17 protein-coding genes and 1 pseudogene are annotated in these 20,830 nt (G+C 59.2%); 11 read left to right on the forward strand and 7 right to left on the reverse strand.

The window, feature by feature from the left end:
* Positions 1-21: 21 nt before the first annotated feature.
* On the reverse strand, positions 22-2,757 hold the full coding sequence (gene secA / locus JFT91_RS12320; RefSeq protein ID WP_201232514.1) for a preprotein translocase subunit SecA: 2,736 nt from the start codon (positions 2,755-2,757) through the stop codon (positions 22-24).
* 306 nt (positions 2,758-3,063) lie between these two features.
* On the opposite strand from secA, the gene JFT91_RS12325 reads away from it, so the two are divergent.
* Positions 3,064-3,519, forward strand: a complete 456-nt coding sequence (locus JFT91_RS12325; RefSeq protein ID WP_201228267.1) for a DUF721 domain-containing protein — start codon at positions 3,064-3,066, stop codon at positions 3,517-3,519.
* Positions 3,520-3,626: 107 nt separating this feature from the next.
* Here JFT91_RS12325 and JFT91_RS12330 read toward each other — a convergent pair whose 3' ends face one another.
* Positions 3,627-5,114 carry a helicase HerA-like domain-containing protein gene (locus JFT91_RS12330; protein ID WP_201232515.1) on the reverse strand — a complete coding sequence of 496 codons (1,488 nt, stop codon included), beginning with the start codon at positions 5,112-5,114 and terminating at the stop codon, positions 3,627-3,629.
* A gap of 186 nt (positions 5,115-5,300) precedes the next feature.
* Between JFT91_RS12330 and JFT91_RS30200 the strand changes: the two are divergent.
* The 3 genes and pseudogenes from JFT91_RS30200 to gpgF form a co-directional block, all read left to right on the forward strand.
* A pseudogene (locus tag JFT91_RS30200) lies at positions 5,301-6,332 on the forward strand (HAMP domain-containing protein); the annotation flags it as partial.
* 93 nt (positions 6,333-6,425) lie between these two features.
* The gene (locus JFT91_RS30205) at positions 6,426-7,190 is read left to right on the forward strand and encodes a methyl-accepting chemotaxis protein (protein WP_518524868.1); all 765 of its coding nucleotides are present in this window, start codon (positions 6,426-6,428) and stop codon (positions 7,188-7,190) included.
* Positions 7,191-7,496: 306 nt separating this feature from the next.
* Entirely contained in the window at positions 7,497-8,492 is a 996-nt protein-coding gene (gene gpgF, locus JFT91_RS12340; RefSeq protein ID WP_201228271.1) for a glucosaminyl phosphatidylglycerol flippase, read from the forward strand.
* Positions 8,493-8,532: 40 nt separating this feature from the next.
* On the opposite strand, the gene JFT91_RS12345 is transcribed toward gpgF, so the two are convergent.
* Together JFT91_RS12345 and purU are read right to left on the reverse strand one after the other, a co-directional pair.
* Positions 8,533-8,709 carry a hypothetical protein gene (locus JFT91_RS12345; protein WP_164979449.1) on the reverse strand — a complete coding sequence of 59 codons (177 nt, stop codon included), beginning with the start codon at positions 8,707-8,709 and terminating at the stop codon, positions 8,533-8,535.
* Positions 8,710-8,796: 87 nt separating this feature from the next.
* Positions 8,797-9,645 (reverse strand): formyltetrahydrofolate deformylase, encoded by an 849-nt coding sequence (gene purU, locus JFT91_RS12350; RefSeq protein WP_201147048.1) that lies wholly within the window; start codon positions 9,643-9,645, stop codon positions 8,797-8,799.
* A gap of 339 nt (positions 9,646-9,984) precedes the next feature.
* On the opposite strand from purU, the gene mvaT reads away from it, so the two are divergent.
* Positions 9,985-10,362, forward strand: coding sequence for a histone-like nucleoid-structuring protein MvaT (gene mvaT / locus JFT91_RS12355; protein WP_007933316.1), 378 nt, complete (start codon positions 9,985-9,987; stop codon positions 10,360-10,362).
* Between the two features lie 100 nt (positions 10,363-10,462).
* Here the strand turns inward: mvaT and sbcB are convergent, their stop codons facing one another.
* Entirely contained in the window at positions 10,463-11,893 is a 1,431-nt protein-coding gene (gene sbcB / locus JFT91_RS12360) for an exodeoxyribonuclease I (RefSeq protein WP_201228273.1), read from the reverse strand.
* A 181-nt stretch (positions 11,894-12,074) separates the two neighbouring features.
* Here sbcB and JFT91_RS12365 point away from each other — a divergent pair, with 181 nt between their 5' ends.
* From JFT91_RS12365 to JFT91_RS12390, 6 genes are all read left to right on the forward strand, one after another.
* Positions 12,075-12,800 carry an RDD family protein gene (locus tag JFT91_RS12365; protein ID WP_201232517.1) on the forward strand — a complete coding sequence of 242 codons (726 nt, stop codon included), beginning with the start codon at positions 12,075-12,077 and terminating at the stop codon, positions 12,798-12,800.
* Complete coding sequence (locus tag JFT91_RS12370; protein ID WP_201232518.1) at positions 12,797-13,774, forward strand: stage II sporulation protein M; 978 nt, start codon at positions 12,797-12,799, stop codon at positions 13,772-13,774. Before JFT91_RS12365 ends, JFT91_RS12370 begins: the two co-directional genes overlap by 4 nt.
* Positions 13,761-15,308: a DUF4129 domain-containing protein gene (locus JFT91_RS12375; protein WP_201232519.1), complete on the forward strand. Its 1,548-nt coding sequence runs from the start codon at positions 13,761-13,763 to the stop codon at positions 15,306-15,308. The genes JFT91_RS12370 and JFT91_RS12375 overlap by 14 nt, the downstream gene beginning before the upstream one ends.
* Positions 15,305-16,468, forward strand: a complete 1,164-nt coding sequence (locus tag JFT91_RS12380) for a DUF4350 domain-containing protein (protein WP_201232520.1) — start codon at positions 15,305-15,307, stop codon at positions 16,466-16,468. Before JFT91_RS12375 ends, JFT91_RS12380 begins: the two co-directional genes overlap by 4 nt.
* Positions 16,465-17,466 carry an AAA family ATPase gene (locus JFT91_RS12385; RefSeq protein WP_201228278.1) on the forward strand — a complete coding sequence of 334 codons (1,002 nt, stop codon included), beginning with the start codon at positions 16,465-16,467 and terminating at the stop codon, positions 17,464-17,466. The genes JFT91_RS12380 and JFT91_RS12385 overlap by 4 nt, the downstream gene beginning before the upstream one ends.
* A gap of 61 nt (positions 17,467-17,527) precedes the next feature.
* Positions 17,528-18,859, forward strand: a complete 1,332-nt coding sequence (locus tag JFT91_RS12390) for a DUF58 domain-containing protein (RefSeq protein WP_201232521.1) — start codon at positions 17,528-17,530, stop codon at positions 18,857-18,859.
* A 63-nt stretch (positions 18,860-18,922) separates the two neighbouring features.
* On the opposite strand, the gene JFT91_RS12395 is transcribed toward JFT91_RS12390, so the two are convergent.
* The gene (locus JFT91_RS12395) at positions 18,923-20,629 is read right to left on the reverse strand and encodes a hypothetical protein (protein ID WP_201232522.1); all 1,707 of its coding nucleotides are present in this window, start codon (positions 20,627-20,629) and stop codon (positions 18,923-18,925) included.
* Positions 20,622-20,804 carry a hypothetical protein gene (locus tag JFT91_RS12400; protein ID WP_201232523.1) on the reverse strand — a complete coding sequence of 61 codons (183 nt, stop codon included), beginning with the start codon at positions 20,802-20,804 and terminating at the stop codon, positions 20,622-20,624. Before JFT91_RS12400 ends, JFT91_RS12395 begins: the two co-directional genes overlap by 8 nt.
* Positions 20,805-20,830: the final 26 nt, after the last annotated feature.

Here is a 20,830-nt window from a genome sequence, read left to right on the forward strand (position 1 = left end):
TTTCAGCGATTGAAACGGGTTTTACTGGATCTGCCCGTGGCAATGCTTGAATTTCTTGCCCGAACCGCAGTAGCACAGTTCGTTGCGGCCCAGCTTCTGCTCGTTGCGCACCGGCGCGGTGGCGAGGGCGACATCAACCTCTTCACCCAATGCTTCCGGCTGGTCGAGACCAGGTGCTTCGGCGTGTTCGAACTGCATGCGGGCGGCCAGATCTTCGGCTTCCTGACGCAGACGTTGTTCTTCGACTTCCGGATCTTCGCGGCGAACCTGAACGTGCGACAGCACACGGATCGAGTCGCGCTTGATCGAATCGAGCAGCTCGGAGAACAGCGTGAACGACTCGCGCTTGTATTCCTGCTTCGGGTTCTTCTGGGCATAGCCACGCAGGTGGATACCGTGACGCAGGTGATCCATGGTCGACAGGTGGTCTTTCCACAGGTCGTCCAGCACGCGCAGAACGATTTGCTTCTCGAAGGAGCGCAGTGCGTCAGCACCGGCCTGATCTTCCTTCTCGTTGTACGCGGCAATCAGCTCGGCCATCAGCTTCTCGCGCAGGGTTTCTTCGTACAGGTGATCGTCTTCGTCGAGCCATTGCTGGATCGGCAGCTTCACACCGAAGTCGCTGGCAATCGAAGCTTCCAGACCGGCGACGTCCCACTGCTCCGGCAGCGATTGCGGCGGAATATGCGCGCTGACGGTGGCGTTGAGTACGTCCTGACGGAAGTCAGCGATGGTCTCACCGATGTTGTCGGCGGCCAGCAACGTGTTACGCATGTGATAAATCACTTTACGCTGTTCGTTGTTGACGTCGTCGAACTCGAGCAGTTGCTTACGAATGTCGAAGTTACGACCTTCAACCTTGCGTTGCGCCTTCTCGATCGCGTTGGTCACCATGCGGTGCTCGATCGCTTCGCCGGGCTGCATGCCCAGGGCTTTCATGAAGTTCTTCACCCGGTCAGAGGCGAAGATGCGCATCAGGCTGTCTTCCAGCGACAGGTAGAAGCGGCTCGAACCGGCATCGCCCTGACGGCCGGCACGGCCACGCAGCTGGTTGTCGATACGGCGGGATTCGTGACGCTCGGAGGCAATTACCTGCAAACCGCCCGACTCCAGCACTTGCTGGTGGCGTTTCTGCCAGTCGGCCTTGATCTGCGCGATCTGCTCAGGGGTCGGGTCTTCCAGCGACGCGACTTCAACTTCCCAGTTACCGCCCAACAGGATGTCGGTACCACGACCGGCCATGTTGGTGGCGATGGTCAGTGCGCCCGGACGACCGGCCTGCGCGATGATCTCGGCTTCTTTTTCGTGGAACTTGGCGTTCAGAACCTTGTGTTCGATGCCTTCCTTCACCAGCAGCGCGGACATGTGCTCGGAAGTTTCGATGGTCGCAGTACCTACCAGTACCGGACGACCAGCCGCCATGCTTTCCTTGATGTCGGCGACGATGGCCGTGTACTTCTCTTCGGCCGTCAGGAACACCAGGTCGTTGAAGTCTTTACGCGCCAAAGGCTTGTTCGGCGGAATGACCATGACTTCCAGTCCGTAGATCTGGTGGAATTCGAACGCTTCGGTGTCAGCGGTACCGGTCATGCCGGACAGCTTGGTGTACAGACGGAAGTAGTTCTGGAACGTGGTCGAGGCCAGGGTCTGGCTCTCGGCCTGAATGTTCAGACCTTCCTTGGCTTCGATGGCCTGGTGCAGGCCTTCGGACAGACGACGGCCCGGCATGGTACGACCGGTGTGTTCGTCGACCAGTACGACCTGACCGTCCTGCACGATGTATTCAATGTTGCGGTTGAACAGTTTGTGCGCACGCAGACCGGCATACACGTGGGTCAACAGGCCCAGGTTATGCGCCGAGTACAGGCTCTCGCCTTCAGCCAGCAGGCCAACGCGGGTGAGCATGTCTTCGATGAACTGGTGACCGGCTTCGTTGAGTTCGACCTGGCGGGTCTTCTCGTCAACGGTGTAGTGGCCAGCCTTGGTGACTTCGCCTTCGACTTCTTCGACGTGCAGTTCCAGCTGCGGGATCAGTTTATTGATCTCCATGTACAGCTTGGAGCTGTCCTCGGCCTGACCGGAAATGATCAGCGGGGTACGCGCTTCGTCGATGAGGATGGAGTCGACTTCGTCGATCACGGCAAAGTTGAGTTCGCGCTGGAATTTTTCTTCCATGCTGAACGCCATGTTGTCGCGCAGGTAGTCGAAACCGAATTCGTTGTTGGTGCCGTAGGTGATGTCGGCGGCGTAAGCGATGCGCTTCTCTTCCGGCGGCTGGAACGGCGTCACGACGCCGACGGTCAGGCCGAGGAATTCATACAGCGGACGCATCCAGTTGGCGTCACGACGGGCCAGGTAGTCGTTCACGGTCACAACGTGCACGCCCTTGCCGGACAATGCGTTGAGGTAAACGCCCAGGGTCGCCACGAGGGTTTTACCCTCACCGGTACGCATTTCGGCGATTTTGCCTTCGTGCAGGGTCATGCCACCGACGAGTTGTACGTCGAAGTGGCGCATACCCATGATGCGCTTACCGGCTTCACGGGCGACCGCAAAGGCTTCTGGCAACAGCTTGTCGAGGGTTTCCCCTTTGGCGATGCGGGCCTTGAACTCATCGGTCTTGGCGCGCAATTGATCGTCCGAAAGGGCCACCATTTGCTCTTCGAAGGCATTGACGAGCTGCACCGTCTTGAGCATGCGTTTGACTTCACGCTCGTTCTTGCTTCCAAAAAGTTTCTTTAACAAAGGCGCAAACATATCGGCAGGATCTTCCACACTAAAGGGATGGAGGGCGGCCCCGTGAGTCGCCCGAGCAGCCCTCATGGCCGCATGCGAACGAGCATTCTACCCGGAAACGGTGGTGAGGAAAGTGGCGATATTCCACGATGCTGGCACTGCGCTTTGACGGGGCTCACTTAAAATAGGGGCGTTTTGCATAACTTCAAGTCGTACGGCAAAGAAGTTAGTTGTTGATTTAATGGGTAAAGCAGGTGCAAAAGCAATGGGCGAGTGATTTCGCTGCATCTGCTACCATGGCGCTTCTGTTACTTCAGGTGTTCGATCATGGCATTTCGCCCTCTTACGGCCAGAGCACCCGCCGTTCTATTACGCGAAGCCAAGCCGCTCAAAGCCATCCTCGGCCATGCGCAACGTCTGGGTCATCTGCAACGCCTGCTCGAAAGCCAACTGCAACCCGCCGCCCGCGAGCATTGCCACGTCGCGTCGTGGCGTGAGGGCAGTCTGTTACTGATTGTCACCGATGGCCACTGGGCCACGCGTCTGCGTTATCAGCAGAAACGTTTGCAACGGCAATTGCAGATGTTCGATGAGTTCGCCAGTTTGACGCGGATTCTGTTCAAGGTGCAGCCACCGACGGTTCAGCGCGGCGCGATTGGGCACACGATGGATCTGTCAACGGATGCGGCAGCGACGATTCAGGCGACGGCGGACGGGATCAGCGATCCGGGTTTGCGGGCGGCGCTGGAACGTCTTGCGGCGCACGCCAAAGACAAAACCTGAAAGCATTACCCTGTAAGAAGTGAGCCTGCTCGCGATAGCGGTGGGTCAGTCAACATCGTCGTCACTGACCTGACGCAATCGCGAGCAGGCTCACTCCTACATTTTGATCAGCGGCGTTTGCTACCTCCGAGTAACGAGCCCATCAGGCCGCGTACCAGCTGTTTGCCGAGGTTGTTGGCAGCCTGGCGCATGGCGGATTTCAGCGCCTGACCGGCGGCTGTGCCGAGGAACTCTCCGGCCCTGTCGGCAAGGCTTGGCTCTTCAGCCGGCGGTTTGCTGGCCGTTGTCTCGGCCTCCGGCGCCAGGCCTTTACGGCCCATCAGAATTTCATACGCTGACTCACGATCGATCGGCTTGTCATAGCGCCCTTTGAACGGCGAACCGGCGATCAACACGGTGCGCTCGGTTTCCGTCAACGGCCCGATCCGCGATTGCGGCGGCGCCACCAGCACGCGCTGAACCATTTCCGGCGTGCCCTTCTCTGCCAGCGTGCCGACCAGCGCTTCGCCAATGCCCAACTCAGTCAGTACCGATAACGTATCGATCGCCGGATTCGGCCGGAAGCCGTCTGCCACCGCACGCAGGGATTTCTGCTCCTTGGCGGTGAATGCGCGCAAGCCATGCTGGATACGCAACCCCAGTTGCGCCAGCACGTTGTCCGGCAAGTCCGCCGGCGACTGCGTGACGAAATACACCCCAACGCCTTTCGAACGGATCAACCGCACCACTTGCTCCAGGCGCTCCTGCAAGGCCTTCGGGGTGTCGCCGAACAACAAATGCGCCTCATCGAAAAACAGCGCGAGCAACGGTTTGTCGGCATCGCCGCGCTCAGGCAGTTGCTCAAACAACTCGGCAAGTAACCACAACAGGAACGTCGCGTAGACTTTTGGTGCCTCGTGAACCAGACGGCTGGCATCGAGCAAATGAATGCGTCCACGGCCATCGGCGGCCGGTTGCAGAATGTCTTCGAGTTGCAGCGCCGGTTCGCCGAACAGCGCTTCGGCGCCCTGCTGCTCCAGCGTTGCCAGACGGCGCAAGAGCGCCTGGCTGGAACCGGTGGTCATCAGCGCGGCGTCTTCACCGAGCATTTGCGGGTTGTCTTTGAGGTGATTGAGCAGCGCCTTCAGGTCTTTCAAGTCCAGCAGCAACAGGCCTTCCCGATCCGCGACTTTGAAAGCGGCATACAGCGCCGCCTGCTGACTGTCGGTCAGCTCCAGCAGACTGCCGATCAGCAGCGGGCCCATTTCACTCAACGTAGTGCGCAGTGGATGACCGGACTGACCGTGAATGTCCCACAAGGTCACCGGATAAGCCTGCGCCTTGTAGTCGAGCCACGGCATCCCGGCGATGCGCTCCGCGACCTTGCCCTGCGGGTTACCGGCGGCACCGAGGCCGCACAGATCACCCTTGATGTCAGCGGCGAATACCGCCACGCCGGCGTCGCTGAACGCTTCAGCCAAGCGCTGCAATGTCACGGTTTTACCGGTACCGGTCGCACCGGCGATCAGCCCGTGGCGGTTCGCCAGGCGCATGCCCTGACCGATCTGTTGTCCCGCGAGATCGGCGCCGATTACGAGTTGCGATGAGTCAGGCATTTTGTCACCTATGGTTAATCTTTGATTCGCTGTGGCCGATAGATAAAGCGTGAACCTGACTGAAAAGTCGGTCGGACATTTCCCTAAGGAGAGTCGGAAATATCAGTTTGCATTCACCTTTGCCCATATTGCGCGCCTTTATAAAAGCACGCCCAGGACATTAAGACCTTAGCGGAACCCCAAGCCATGAACAAAAATCTGCGCTTCAGCCATAAAATTTTGCTTGCCGCCGCCCTCATCGTCATCGCCGCTTTCGCCTCGTTTACCCTGTACAACGACTGGTTACAGCGCAACGCGATCCGCGATGACCTGCACAACTATCTCAACGAGATGGGCGAGGTCACTGCCGGTAATATCCAGACCTGGCTCAGCGGACGCATTCTGCTGGTCGAGAACGCCGCCCAGAACATCGCCATCAACCCCGAACCTGCCAACGTCGCCAGTCTGCTGGAACAGAAAACCCTGACCTCGACGTTCATGGCCACCTATCTGGGCGACGCCACCGGGCACTTCACCATCCGCCCGGACACGAAAATGCCCGACGGTTTCGATCCACGGGTTCGCCCTTGGTATAAAGGTGCCGAGAGCAGCAGCACCTCGACCCTGACCGAACCCTACATCGACGCCGCCACCGGCCAATTGATCATTTCCATCGCCACCGCCTCGAAAAAGGCCGGCCAGAGCGTCGGCGTGGTGGGCGGCGACCTGAGCCTGCAATCGCTGGTCGACACTCTTGCCGCGCGTGATTTCGATGGCATGGGTTATGTGTTCCTGGTCAGCGCCGACGGCAAAATCCTCGTGCACCCGGACAAGGCATTGGTGATGAAGTCACTCAAGGAAGCCTATCCACAGGACACCCCGCGCATCAGCAGCGACTTCAGTGAAGTCACCATCGATGGCAAGACCCGCATCGTCACCTTCGCGCCGATCAAAGGCCTGCCGTCGGTGAACTGGTACATCGGTTTGTCGGTGGACAAGGATCAGGCGTTTGCGATGCTCAGCCAGTTCCGCACCTCGGCAGTCATCGCGACAGTGATTGCCGTGGCGATCATCATCGCGCTGCTCGGCATGCTGATCCGTCTGCTGATCCAGCCGCTGCACGTGATGACCCGCGCCATGGAAGACATCGCCGACGGTGAAGGCGACCTGACCAAACGCCTGACCATCGTCAATAACGATGAGTTCGGCATCCTCGGCACCGCGTTCAACCGTTTTGTCGAACGTATTCACGGCTCGATCCGCGAAGTGTCGTCGGCGACCGGCCAGGTCAACGAGGTCGCGCTACGCGTGGTCGCTGCGTCGAACTCGTCGATGTACAACTCGGATCAGCAAGCTTCGCGCACCAGCAGCGTGGCCGCCGCGATCAATGAACTCGGCGCCGCCGCTCAGGAAATCGCCCGCAACGCCGCTCAGGCTTCGAGCCAGGCCAGTGACGCGCGTGGTCTCGCCGAAGACGGCCAACAAGTGGTGGATCGCAGCATCAAGGCGATGAATCAACTGTCGAGCATGCTCAGCGCGTCGAGCAGCAACATCGAGTCGCTGAACAGCAAAACCGTGAACATCGGCCAGATCCTCGAAGTGATCACCAGCATTTCCCAACAAACCAACTTGCTGGCACTCAACGCGGCGATTGAAGCAGCGCGCGCGGGTGAAGCCGGTCGTGGTTTTGCCGTGGTCGCGGACGAAGTGCGCAATCTGGCGCACCGCACGCAGGAGTCGGCGCAGCAAGTGCAGACGATGATCGAGGAGCTGCAAGTGGGCGCCCGTGAGTCGGTGAGCACCATGAGCGACAGCCAGCGTCACAGTCAGGACAGCGTGGAGATTGCCAACCTTGCCGGGGAGCGCCTGAACAGCGTGACGCAGCGGATCGGCGAGATCGATGGCATGAATCAGTCGGTAGCGACGGCGACCGAGGAACAGACGGCGGTCGTTGAGTCGATCAACGTCGATATCACCGAAATCAATACGCTGAACCAGGAAGGCGTGGAGAACTTGCATGCGACATTGCGTGCGTGTTCGGATCTGGAGCAGCAGGCTTCGCGGTTGAAGCAGTTGGTGGGTAGTTTCCGCATTTAAGATCAAAAGATCGCAGCCTGCGGCAGTTCCTACAGGGATACAGCCGCAGGTTGCGATCTATTTACTCCTGCCTCTGCGTCGTAATCCCGACCGAACATCTATTCCGGATAAAGGTCAACCAAGGGAGAACAACGCAGCGGAGGGTTGATAACCGTGCACATCGCCGACATCACCATGTTTTACGCCCCGGCCATCGACGGCGTTTACAGCGATCCCGCCCCCGTTCTGGCTGCTGACTGAAGGACGCGTATTAATGACTCAAGTGAACTGGCTCGCTCAACAGCGCGGTCAAGCGGGACGCGCCGCATGAGTCGCGGCATTCTGTTACTGATCGGCTTGCTCGCGGCCGTGCTGATCCCTGTTGTGCTGGGCGGCGGCGACACGTGGGCTCGTCTGCAAAGTTTTCCGCTGCAATGGCTGCTGATCATGTTCGGCATGATCCTGCTCTGCTGGGGCATCAATACGTTGCGTTTACGTTTGTTGCTCGGCGATCAGCGCGATCGGGTGACACCGATGAAAAGTCTCGGCGTGGTCATGGCCGCTGAATTTGCCTATTGCGCCACCCCCGGAGGCAGTGGTGGCCCACTGACGATCATGGCATTGCTGGCACGCAGCGGTGTACGCCCGGCGCGCGGCAGTGCGGTGTTTGCCATGGACCAGCTCAGCGATCTGCTGTTCTTTCTCTGTGCGCTGAGCGGGATTCTGATTTACGCGCTGTTTCAGCACCTCAGTGACCGCCTCGAATGGCTCCTGATGGTCAGCGCCGTGTCGTTGTTCGGCGGGCTGTTCAGTTGCGTGTTGCTGGCACGTTATCACCGCGCCCTGATCCGCCTGAGCGGGCGACTCTTGGCGAGGATGAACGTCAAGGCCGGCACCCGGCGCCGTTGGGCGCGCAAACTGCTGCACTTTCTCGCAGCGTTTACCGACACGTTGAAATTGCCCTGGCAAACCTTGGTCAAGGTGTTCGCCCTGACCTGCGTGCATTGGCTGCTGCGCTACAGCGTGCTGTATCTGGCGCTGCGCGGGTTGGGCGCGGACTTGCAGTGGGCGTGGAGTTTTCTGGTGCAGATGCTTTCGCTGGGCGCCGGGCAGTTCAGTTTGTTGCCGGGCGGTGCGGGGGCGGCGGAATTGACCTCGGCGGCCCTGTTGGCGCCGATGGTGGGAAAATCGACGGCAGCGGCGGCGATTCTGATCTGGCGGGTGGTGACGTATTACTTTTACCTGCTGGTCGGTGGCCCGGTTTTCCTATTGATGCTGGGGCGGCCGTTGCTGAGGAAACTGATGAAGGTGGGGCAAGCATAAAAGATCGTCCGAAGGCTCGGGCCGCGATCGGACGATCTTTTCAGGCATCCACTGTTTCGTCATCAGACTCCGGTTTGAGTTGTTCCCACAACTCGGCCGCACCGGGAAACTCGGTGCCATCCTCCGGGCTCATGTCCTCCGGGTCGTATCGACTCAAACACCCTTCGCCCAACGTAGCGGGAGCCTTGGAAGTGGCTTTGTCGAGTGGATCGCTCATCAGGCTTTTCCTCTGGGTAGAAACGGCGAAGGGCCTGGAGCGATTGAACGCCCAGACCCTTCGTTTTTCAAGCTCGCGCAGGTTCGATCAGAACACCACAGTCTTGTTGCCGTGCACCAGCACGCGATCCTCGAGGTGATAACGCAAGCCGCGGGCCAGCACCATCTTCTCGACATCACGGCCGAAACGCACCATGTCTTCAATGCTGTCGCTGTGGCTGACACGCACCACGTCCTGCTCGATGATCGGGCCGGCATCCAGCTCTTCGGTGACGTAGTGGCAAGTCGCACCGATCAGTTTCACGCCACGCAGGGAAGCCTGGTGGTACGGCTTGGCGCCGACGAACGACGGCAGGAAGCTGTGGTGAATGTTGATGACCTTGTGCGCGTATTCGCGGCACATGTCCGGCGGCAGGATTTGCATGTAGCGCGCCAGCACCACCACTTCAGCATCGTGCTGTTTGACCAGACGCGACACTTCGTTGAACGCCGGTTGCTTGTCCTGCGGATTGACCGGGACGTGGTAATAAGGAATGCCGTGCCACTCGACCATGCTGCGCAGGTCATCGTGGTTGGAAATCACGCAGGAAATTTCGCAGTCCAGCTCATCGCTGTGCCAGCGGTGCAGCAAATCCGCCAGGCAGTGTGATTCACGACTGGCCATCAACACCACGCGCTTCTTCTGCTCGGTGTCGGTAATGCGCCAGTCCATCGAGAACTCTTCAGCGATCGGGGCAAACTTCTCGCGTAATTCTTCAATACCGAAAGGCAACGAATCGGCACGAATCTCGTGACGCATGAAGAACCAGCCGACCTGATTATCCGAGTGGTGGCTCGCTTCGGTGATCCAGCCATTGTGGGCTGCCAGAAAATTACTGACTTTGGCAACGATGCCAACGCGGTCCGGGCAAGAAATCACCAGCCGAAAAGTGCGCATGAGGGGGAAACTCCAGAACTTCGCAAAGGCCGCCATTCTAGCGACTGCGCGGAAAAACTGCAGTATTGATGAGCGCCGGCCTGGCTCGCGCGTCAGAACACGGCTTTTTGACGGCGATAAACGTCAACGTGATGGCGCCGTAATGGCACCCACTCAACACATAATTGTGAATATGGGTGATGACTGCATCACACTATTTAACTGAACAATCAATTTACGGCTATTTCCCGCAACTAATTTAAATAAAAAGTCCGGTTAAATGTTTACTTGATGAAACAGCCTGACTATTATTGCGACACTGTCCCCTGCCATTCAACACCTCCACGTAAGGTAGTTCACATGTCCTTGATCAACGAATATCGCGCCACCGAAGAAGCTATCAAAGAGCTGCAAGCCCGTTTGAAGAACCTGTCGCAAGACGACAAACTGCAAACCGAGCTGGAATTCGAAGGCAAACTGCGCACCCTGATGGGCGAATACTCCAAGTCGCTGCGTGACATCATCGCGCTGCTGGATCCAGAATCGAAAACCAAAGCACCCCGTGGCGGCGCAGTAAAAACTACTGGCACCAAGCGTGCTCGCAAAGTTAAACAATACAAAAACCCGCACAACGGCGAAGTCATCGAAACCAAAGGTGGCAACCACAAAACTCTGAAAGAGTGGAAAGCCAAGTGGGGCGGTGACGTGGTTGAAGGCTGGGCTACCCTGCTGGGCTAAGCCGCAACGCCCGTCGCTGACCGATCAGTGACAAAAAAAGAAACGCCAGCAAATGCTGGCGTTTTTTTATGCGCGCCATTTGCGCTGAACATGTTCGATTTCAAACGTCCAAACGTTTGCGCAATGTCTGGACATAACTCTGCCATTCATTGAGCACCGCGCTCTGCATCGGCGTCGCACTTTGCAGCCATTGCTCCGCGGTTTCGATAAAAGATGACACGGTATTTGGCGCGCCCCACTCCGGCGCCGACAAACGCTGCCGGCAAAATATTCTCCAGCGCTCTTGCTCTTCAAAACTCAAGGTCTCGGGAAAGTTACGCGCTCGATATCGAAAGAGTAATTCAGGCAAACGTTCATCATCGAAAGGCCATTGCTCTTGTGCTAATTGTGCCGGGTCAGCCGATCTCACTTGCTCGCACAGGCGCCGATCTCGATCACCGATAAATCCGTCGTACAACTGTTGCTCCGGGTCTTCGCTCGGGGTGAAATCTTCGCTGGCATAAATCGCTGCGACTTTATCTTTCAAAACTTGTTGTGCGGCAGTTAGCCGCAGTGCGCGTTCCTCATACAGCGCCATGTCCAGGCCCAGTCGCTGTTGATCTTGCGCACGCAATACCGACAGCGGCGCAACAACCGGGCAACGGTTGATGTGAATCAGTTTGAGCGGCACCGGCAATTCGCCTTCCAGCAAATCATCGCGGCGCGTGTAGAGGCGCTGGCGCAGCGTCTGGGCGTCCAGATCGAGCAAGCCCTGCGGATCAAGGTGCAGGTCGCAGACAATCAGCGCATTGCGGTTTTTCGGGTGCCAGGCCAAAGGCATGACCACACCGACATAACTGCGCGCCGCCGAGAAACGCCCGGAGATGTGCACCATAGGCTGCAACAGGCGAATCTGATCCATCACCTTCTGTTTGCTGCGCAACTGAAACAGCCAGTCATAGAGCTTCGGCTGTTTTTCGCGAATCAGTTTTGCCAGCGCGATGGTCGCGCGCACATCCGACAAGGCTTCGTGGGCGTGCCCGTGATCAATATTGTTGGCGGCGGTCAGGCGTTCGAGCTTGAGCGTCACCCGGCCCTCGTCATCGGTCGGCCAGACCAGGCCGTCCGGGCGCAATGCATAAGCGGCGCGCACCACATCGATCAGATCCCAGCGACTGTTGCCGCCCTGCCATTCACGCGCGTAGGGATCGAAGAAATTGCGATAGAGGCTGTAACGCGTCATCTCGTCATCGAAACGCAAAGTGTTGTACCCGGCGCCACAGGTGCCGGGCGCGGCCAGCTGTGCGTGTACCCGGGTCATGAAATCGGCCTCGCTCAAACCTTTTTCGGCGAGCTGGCTGGGGGTGATGCCGGTAATTGCACACGCCGCCGGGTGCGGCAGGATGTCTTCGCTGGGTTGGCAGTAGAGGTTGACCGGCTCGTCGATTTCGTTGAGCTCATGGTCGGTGCGAATCCCGGCGACCTGCAGCGGGCGGTCGCAACGCGGATTGATGCCAGTGGTTTCGTAGTCGTACCAGAAGATGGAAGTCACGGGCGGTTCCTGAACTGAAGATCGGCAAAGTCTAGGCGTTCAACCCTTGTCGCGGCCAGCCTCGCGTCATTTCAGTACGTTGCTTCACACGCGGTGCAATACATAGTTATGTCGTTTCCCCCCGAGAGGCTGCTAGCATCGGACGCACTTGCACTCAGAACAGGCGAACATCAGGTAGCCCATGCTCGAGCCCACAGCACCGCCAAGGAAAGCACCGCTGGCCCCGCCGCTGGATACGCGGCATCAGGTCGAAACGCCGGAAGGCATCGACTTGCCGTTGCGCCCGGCCGGGTTGATGGTACGCGCCGTGGCCTTCACCATCGATCTGGGCCTGCGTGGTCTGATCATGGCTGTGCTGTTCATTGTGCTGGCGTTTCTCGGCAAGCTCGGCATGGGCCTTGGGTCGCTGCTGCTGTTCGCGATCAGTTGGTGGTACATGGTGCTGTTCGAAGTGCTGCGTCAGGGCCGCTCGCCGGGTAAACAGTGGATGGGCCTGCGCGTGGTGCACGATGACGGCACACCCGTGGGTTGGTCGGCATCGTTACTGCGCAACCTGCTGCGCTTCGTCGATCTGCTGCCGTTCGGTTACTTCCTCGGCACCCTCAGTTGCCTGCACCATCCGGCCTTCAAACGCCTCGGCGACATCGCTGCCGGCACCCTTGTCGTGTACAGCGAACGTCCGCTGACCCGCCCGCAACTGCCCGAAGTCGAACCTCGGCGCTCGCCCGTCATCCTCACGCTCAGCGAGCAACGCGCCGTGCTCGGTTTCGCCGAGCGTCAGGGCGAATTGTCACCGGCGCGGGTCAACGAACTGGCCGCCCTGCTCGCTCAGCCGCTGCATATCAGCGCGCCGAAAGCCGTGGCTGAACTCAACGCTATCGCTCGCGGTTTGTTGGGGCCGACATGAAGCAAAGCCTTTTCGAAAGTCGCCACAAGGCCGAATGGGAGCGTTTTGCGCTGGCCCTCGAACGCCTTGAGCGCGGCAAGGACACCTCGCAGGTCGCCGCTTTCCCCAAGGCCTATCGCCGACTTTGCCAGCATTTGGCGCTGGCACAGGAACGCGGCTACAGCAGTTTCCTGATCGACTCGTTGCAGCAGCAAGTGCTGCGCGGTCATCAGCAGCTGTACCGTCATCGCAGCCGCCTCGGCGCCAATCTGCTGAGTTTCATCCTCGCCGACTTCCCGCGACTGGTGCGTGCCGAATGGCCGTTTGTACTCGTCTCGGGCCTGCTGTTCTTCGGCAGCCTGATCGGCGTCGCTGTGTTGGTCTATGTGTTTCCCGAACTGGTCTACAACCTGATCCCCGCCGATCAAGTGCGCGAGATGCAAGGCATGTACGACCCCGTCGCCGGCCACCTGGGGCGCCCCGCCGACCGCGCCGCGAGCGAAGACTGGGTGATGTTCGGTTACTACGTGATGCACAACATCGGCATCGCCTTTCAGACCTTCGCCAGTGGCTTGCTGATGGGCGTGGGCAGCGCGTTCTTTCTGTTTTACAACGGGCTGGTCATCGGCGCCGTCGCCGGGCACCTGACCGAAATCGGTTTCGGCCAGACTTTCTGGCCATTCGTCATCGGCCATGGCGCCTTCGAACTGACGGCCATCGCCCTTGCTGGCGCGGCCGGTCTGAAACTGGGTTGGGCGTTGATCGCCCCTGGGCGCCTGACCCGCGCCGAGGCGTTGAAACACGCTGCGCGCAAGAGCGTACTGCTGATCTGCGGGGTCATGCTGTTTCTGCTGATCGCGGCGTTCATTGAAGCCTATTGGTCGTCGAAAAACAGTCTGGCACCGCAGACCCAATATCTGGTCGGCGCCGGACTCTGGGGTTTGGTGGCGGCTTATCTGCTGTTCGCCGGAAGGACGCGCCATGCGCCTGAGTGACGCCACTGTCGTGCTGCGGCCGCGCACCACCTGGGAAGCCATGGACCTGGGCGTGCTCATGAGCCAGCAGCATCGACGCCTGCTGATGACCAGTTGGGCGATCGTCACCCTGCCGCTGTTCGCTCTGCTGAGCATTGTGTTCTGGGACTCACCGTCGCTGGCGGTGTTTATTTTCTGGTGGCTAAAACCGGCGTACGAACGCCTGCCGCTGTACATCCTGTCGAAAGCCCTGTTCGGCGAAACACCGACGCTCAAACAAGCGTTGCGCGAGTGGCCACGCTTGCTCAAACCGCAACTGCTGGCCAGCCTGACCTGGCGCCGCCTGAGTTTGAGCCGCAGCTTCCTGATGCCGGTGGTGCAACTCGAAGGCCTCGATGGCAGTGCCCGCCAACAACGCCTGAACGTCCTGCTGCAGCGCAATGCCGGCGCCGCGCAATGGCTGACCCTCATCGGCGTGCACCTGGAAACGGCGCTGTGGATCGGCCTGATGGTGCTGTTCTACCTGTTGCTGCCGCAGCAGGTAGAAACCGATTGGGATTGGCAGTCGCTGATTCTCGCGGCGGATCAGGACTGGCGCTGGCTCGAACACCTGACCAATGCCTTTTACGCGTTGGTGCTGGTGGTCTGGGAACCGATTTACGTCGCCTGCGGCTTCAGCCTTTATCTGAATCGACGCACGCAACTGGAAGCCTGGGATATTGAACTGGTCTTCCGCCGCTTGCGCCAACGCCTGAACAACGGCGTACTCGGTCTGCTGCTGGCGGTCTGTCTGGTACTGCCGAACGCGCCCTCGGTCTGGGCCGCCGAAGCCGATACAGGCCCCAATGCACCGCGCTTGTTGAATCAGCCGCTGACCAGCCAGGCCTCACGCGACAACATCAAAGCCCTGCTCGAACAGCCGCCGTTCAAGAATAGGGAATCCGTCACCCGTTATCGCTTCGGTGACGACCCGGCAGCGCAGGCCAAAGAGACAAAACCCGGCGAAGCACCGCCATGGCTGAAAACCCTGCTGGGCTGGCTCGACGGCCAGCACCTCGACGGTCTGGCCAAGCTCATTGAGGTGCTGCTGTGGGGCATCGTGATTGCCGCGTTCGGCTGGTTGCTCTGGCGCTACCGCGAATTTCTGCAAGCGTTTGTCAGCCGACGGCCGCGCCTGCCGGCCAAGCCACAACGCACGCTGCCGCAACAAGCCTTCGGCCTGGACTTGAACCGCGACACGTTGCCCGACGACATTGCCGCCAGCGCCGAGCAACTCTGGCCCACCCAGCCACGTGCGGCGTTGAGCCTGCTCTATCGAGGCTTGCTCAGCCATTTGCTCCACGATTTTGATCTGACGCTGAAACCCGCCGACACTGAAAGTCAGGTACTCGCGCGCATCGAGCACTTGCAGCGCCCCGAACTGCTCACCTTCAGTCGCCACCTGACCACGCATTGGCAAAACATGGCCTACGGGCATCGGGTCCCGGCGGCGCACCTGCAACAGGAATTATGCGAGGGCTGGCGCGCCTTGTTCGGCCACGGAGCCACCCGTTGAGTCGCCGTACCCTGTGGTGCGTCGGCGCATTGATCGTCGCTCTGCTGGCGGCGTTGAGCATTTTCCTTTTCCTCAAGGCCAAGCCCTATCAGGAAGAAATCGATCACGGCCCCTCGCCTGATGCACAAGCCAATCCGTATCTGGCGGCGGAACTGTTTTTGCGTGAACGCGGCCTCAACGTCAGCCATGCCGAAAGCCTCGCGGTGCTGCCGGATATCGATCCGCGCCGACACACTTTGCTGCTGTTCAACGACCGCTCACGGATGACCCCGCGTCAGGTCGATCAAGTGTTGAACTGGACACGCGCCGGCGGGCGCCTGGTGTTCGTCGCCGAATCGCTGTGGGATGAGCAGACCAAACAAAGTAACGACCTGCTGCTCGATCGGGTGCAACTGCATCAATCCTTGAGCAAGGATCTCAAAGAGCCGCCCGCCGACCTCGAACAGGACCGCTTTCCCAAGCTGACCAAGCTCTATCTGGAAGACGAGGACGCACCGGCCTACGCCGGCTTCGACACCGATTTCCACCTCGACGACCCAAAGAATCTCGCTCAGGCCTGGGCCAACAGCGCCAAGGCCACGCACATGATGCAACTGCCCTACAGCCTCGGCTCGGTCACGGTGGTCACCGACGCCGATCTGTGGAAAAACAAAGCCATCGATCAATACGACAACGCCTGGTTGCTCTGGTACCTGAGCGCCGACACCAACGTCACGTTGATCTACAGCACTGAGCACGACGGGTTGCTGACCTTGCTCTGGCGCTATTTCCCGCAGGCCATCGTCGCCCTGCTCGCCTTGATCGGCCTGTGGCTGTGGCATGTCGGCGTGCGCCATGGCCCGCTTCAGGCACCAGCCCCGAGCGGGCGTCGGCAGTTGCAGGAACACTTGCGCGCCAGCGCCGATTTCCTCCTGCGCCACAACGGTCAGCAAGCACTGTTGCAAGCCTTGCAACAAGACGTGTTGCGCCGTGCGCGCCGTCGCCATCCCGGTTTTGATCGATTGAACGTTGCCGAACAATGGTTGGCGCTGTCGCGCCTGACCCGTCAGCCGACCCGCGCCATCAGCCAGGCCCTGAGCCCTGTGCCGAACCAACGCTTGTCCAGCGCCGAGTTCTGCCGTCAGGTCGCCCACCTGCAAATCTTGAGGAATACGCTATGAGTGAACAGACCGAGCCCGGCAGCGCCAGCCACGCCGCCCAGCAACGCCAGCGCGCCAGTCAACTGGCGCAAGCGGTTCGCAGCGAATTGCACAAAGCCGTGATCGGCCAGAGCGAGGTGATCGACGACGTGCTCACCGCGTTGATCGCTGGCGGTCACGTGCTGCTTGAAGGCGTGCCGGGGCTGGGTAAAACCTTGCTGGTGCGAGCATTGGCGCGTTGCTTTGGCGGCGAGTTCGCGCGGATTCAGTTCACCCCGGATCTGATGCCCAGCGACGTCACCGGCCACGCCGTGTACGACCTGCAGACCGAACAGTTCAAGCTGCGCAAAGGCCCACTGTTCACCAATCTGTTGCTGGCCGACGAAATCAACCGCGCCCCGGCAAAAACTCAGGCGGCGCTGCTCGAAGCCATGCAGGAGCGCCAAGTGACACTCGAAGGTCGTGCCTTGCCGATCGCTCAGCCGTTCATGGTGCTGGCGACGCAGAACCCGATCGAACAGGAAGGCACCTATCCACTGCCGGAAGCTGAACTCGACCGCTTCATGCTCAAGGTGCGCATGGATTACCCCGACGCCGAACAAGAACTGAACATGGTGCGTCAGGTCAGCCGCTCGACCCGCGCCGACATGCTCGATGTGCAGCCGCTGCGCACCGTGTTGCAAGCCAAAGATGTGCAAGCATTGCAGCGCATCGCCAGTGATCTGCCGCTGGATGATCAGGTGCTCGATTACGCCGTACGCCTGGCGCGCAGCACCCGCACGTGGCCGGGCCTGACGCTGGGCGCCGGGCCGCGCGCCTCTATTGCACTGGTGCGCTGCGCCCGCGCCCGAGCGTTGTTGCGCGGCGGCGAGTTCGTAATTCCCGACGACATCAAGGGCTGCGCGCTGGCCGTGCTGCGCCATCGCGTGCGCGTCGCGCCGGAGCTGGACATCGAAGGGCTGCAGGTCGATCAGGTGTTGCAGCAATTGCTCGACCAAGTCCCGGCACCGCGCCTGTGAATCCCGTTTTGAGCAGAAAAGATCGCAGCCTTCGGCAGCTCCTACTGGGGATCGCGTTGTCATGAAACCTTCGCGGCTGCTGCTGATCTGGCTGATCGTTCTCTTGGCCATCGGCATTGCCCTCGGCACCTTGCAGGCACTCGATATCGACATTCCGCCGAGTCTGCTGTCGATCAACTGGGGGTTGCTGCTCGCCCTGCTGGCCCTGGCGACAATCGACGCGCTGCGCCTCAAGCGCCTGCCCGCCATACGAGTCAAACGGCAAATGCCCGGCAGCCTCGCGCTCGGTCGCTGGGGCGAAGTGCGCCTGGAGATCGAACACGACTTCAGCGAACCACTGGAAATACAGCTTTTTGATCACGTTCCGGATGGCCTGAGCTTTGAAAATCTGCCGCTAGGCATCGAGCTGCAAGCTGGCCGGATCAGCCACGTGGGCTACCGCTTGCGCCCCCTCAAACGCGGGCACTTCAGCTTTGAACACTGCGAAATCAACCTGCCGAGTCTGCTCGGTTTATGGTCAGGCAAACGCCTGCTCGACGTCACCGACCACACTCGCGTCTACCCGGATTTCGCCCGGTTCTACGGCGGTGAATTGTTGGCGGTGGACAACTGGCTCAGCCAGCTCGGCGTACGGCAAAAACAGCGCCGTGGTCAGGGTCTGGAATTTCATCAACTGCGCGAATTCCGTGAAGGCGACAGCCTGCGCCAGATCGACTGGAAAGCCACCGCGCGGCAACGCACACCGATCGCCCGTGAGTATCAGGACGAACGTGATCAACAAATCATCTTCATGCTCGATTGCGGCCGGAATATGCGCAGTCAGGACGATGAACTGTCGCACTTTGACCATGCACTGAATGCCTGTCTGCTGCTCAGTTATGTGGCGTTGCGTCAGGGTGACGCGGTGGGGTTGATGACCTTCGCCAGCGATCAGCCGCGGTTTATCGCCCCGGTCAAAGGCAGCGCCCAGCTCAATGTGTTGCTCAATAGCGTTTACGACCTCGACAGCAGTCAACACCCGGCGGACTATCAGGCTGCGATCCGTCCACTGATCGCCCGGCAGAAGCGCCGGGCACTGGTAGTGCTGGTGACCAATGTGCGCGAGGAGGACGATGAAGAACTGCTGAACGCGGTCAAGCGCCTGAGAAAGCAACATCGGGTGCTAGTAGCAAGTCTGCGCGAAACAACACTCGACGCGTTGCGCCATGTGCCGGTGCAGACTTTGCCGGAAGCACTGGCCTATTGCGGGACAGTCAACTACCTCAATGAACGCACGGTACTGCATGAGCGAATAGTCGCCCACGGTGTTCCGGTGATGGATGTTCGTCCCGCAGAACTGGGGGCTGAACTGGTGACTCGGTATCTGGCGCTGAAGAAGGGTGGAGGTTTGTGATTGAAAAAACGCGCCTCGTTCAACTGAAAGAGGCGCGATCGTTAAACCAGAGCCGAATGGTGCCTAGACAACACTTCCGTCGTATCGATTCAAGATTTTAAACGTGTACTCGATGTCATTGTACGAGAGGACCGTTAATTCTCCATCTTCTCGCGTGCGTTGATACGAGGGGCCGGAATTTCCACTCGTAATAGTGACTTCAACAGAGGGTGACGGCAGGTCCAGATACCTGGATATCGCGCGAATCCCGAAGTAAGTCCATATATCCCCCGAACCCGCCTCGACTGTCTTCGTCCAGCGCTCAGCCCTTACCAGGTTATGTCCCAACGACATGGCTAACGGCAATGTGACCCATTGGTGATCCCCAGCCCTCAGCCTCAATGAAAACTCTGCGTTTTTGTGACTCTTAAAGTCAAACTTCCAGCTGAGCGAACTCTCGTCAAATATTTGCTCCCGTATTAGCGCGGGTGACACCTCCACGCCAAGACTCTCGGCGGTCTCTCCCTCCCACTCCAGCCTCACAGGACTGCCCATGAGCGGGCTATCGGGTTTCACCCCAACGAGTAAGGTATGAGTCGCACCATGGCAGGGATAGGCACTCCCTCCGAAGTTCGCGGAAAAAGAGTCGAACTTGACCTCCAGTTCCTGCGCTATATTCAGTGCTTTTCCCGATAACGTCGGTGAAGCCGGAACTGCGACCAATGGCAGAGAAAATTGCAATTCAAAAGCACCGCTTTGCGCCTGCTCGCTGGTGATCGTCCAACTCAAGGAAGTTGTGCCTTTGAGCATTTCACACAGTCTTCCTAATGGGGGATCAAAAACCAACCCCTGTCCTCCTGCATCCACTTTGTATTCGAGAGCAAGAAAACCAGCGGGATTACCAATCAACCAATTGCGTTTGAAATCCAGCCCCAGCTCGATTGTCTCTCCCGCTATCAGATCCAGCTTAACGTTGGGCCAATCCACTTGCTGTCCGTTAACAAGCGGTGAGAATCCTTCCAGCCAGCTGTCAATTAATCGTCCCGGCAATGATGGTGACTTCGGTACATCGGCAAACTTTGGCAGCGCAAACTGCAATTCAAATGGACCGCCTTGCGCCTGCTCGCTGGTGATCGTCCAACTCAAGGAAGTTGTTCCCTTAAGCATTTCACACGGCGTGCCCAATGGCGGATCAAACACCAGCCCCCGCCCCTCTGCACCCTGCATGTAATCAAGCGCAAGAAAACCGGCTGGATCACCAATCAGAGAGCTGCCTTCATAGCTCAGCGCCAACGTGCAAGTCTCACCCTGCATCAAGTCCAGCTTCACACCGGACCAGCTGACTCGCTGCCCGTTAACCCAGGGAACGAAGCCCTCCGACCAATTTTCAATAACTCGCCCCGGCACAGGCGGCGATTCCGATATTTGAGGGTCCCGTGGAAGGGTAAATTCCAGTTCAAAGACTCCGCCAGGGCCTTCTACGGCAGAAATAGTCCAGCTCAAGGAAAGGCTTCCATCAGCCATCTCACACTCCACCCCCAACGGCGGATCAGAAACCAGCCTCTGCCCCTCTTCGCCCGGTTTGTAATCCAGAACCAGAAACCCATCCGGCTCGCCGATGTAGTAGCTGAGTTCATACTCCAGCGCCAGCGTGCACTCCTTTCCCTTCATCAGCACCACGCTCAGATCATCCCAGCGCACTGGCCTGCCATTGATTTGGGGTCTGAATTCCTTCTTCCAGGTCAGAGAATCAGGCGTGGACGAATCATCTATTTCAATTGACTTATTCATTGACTGGCACCAATTCAAATTCAAGAAATTGAGCATCCCAACCCGCATACCCACCGCGCACGGCGGCTTGTAGCCAGGTACGCCTGATACCGGCCAATCGGAACCTCACCTCGGCGTTACCGTTCTCGTCGGTGTAGGTCGATTCAAGATTTCGGTCCGGGTATTTCCATTCCACTTCGACACCCTGCAATGGCTCACCAG

The organism is Pseudomonas sp. TH08 (genome assembly GCF_016651275.1).
GTDB lineage: Bacteria > Pseudomonadota > Gammaproteobacteria > Pseudomonadales > Pseudomonadaceae > Aquipseudomonas.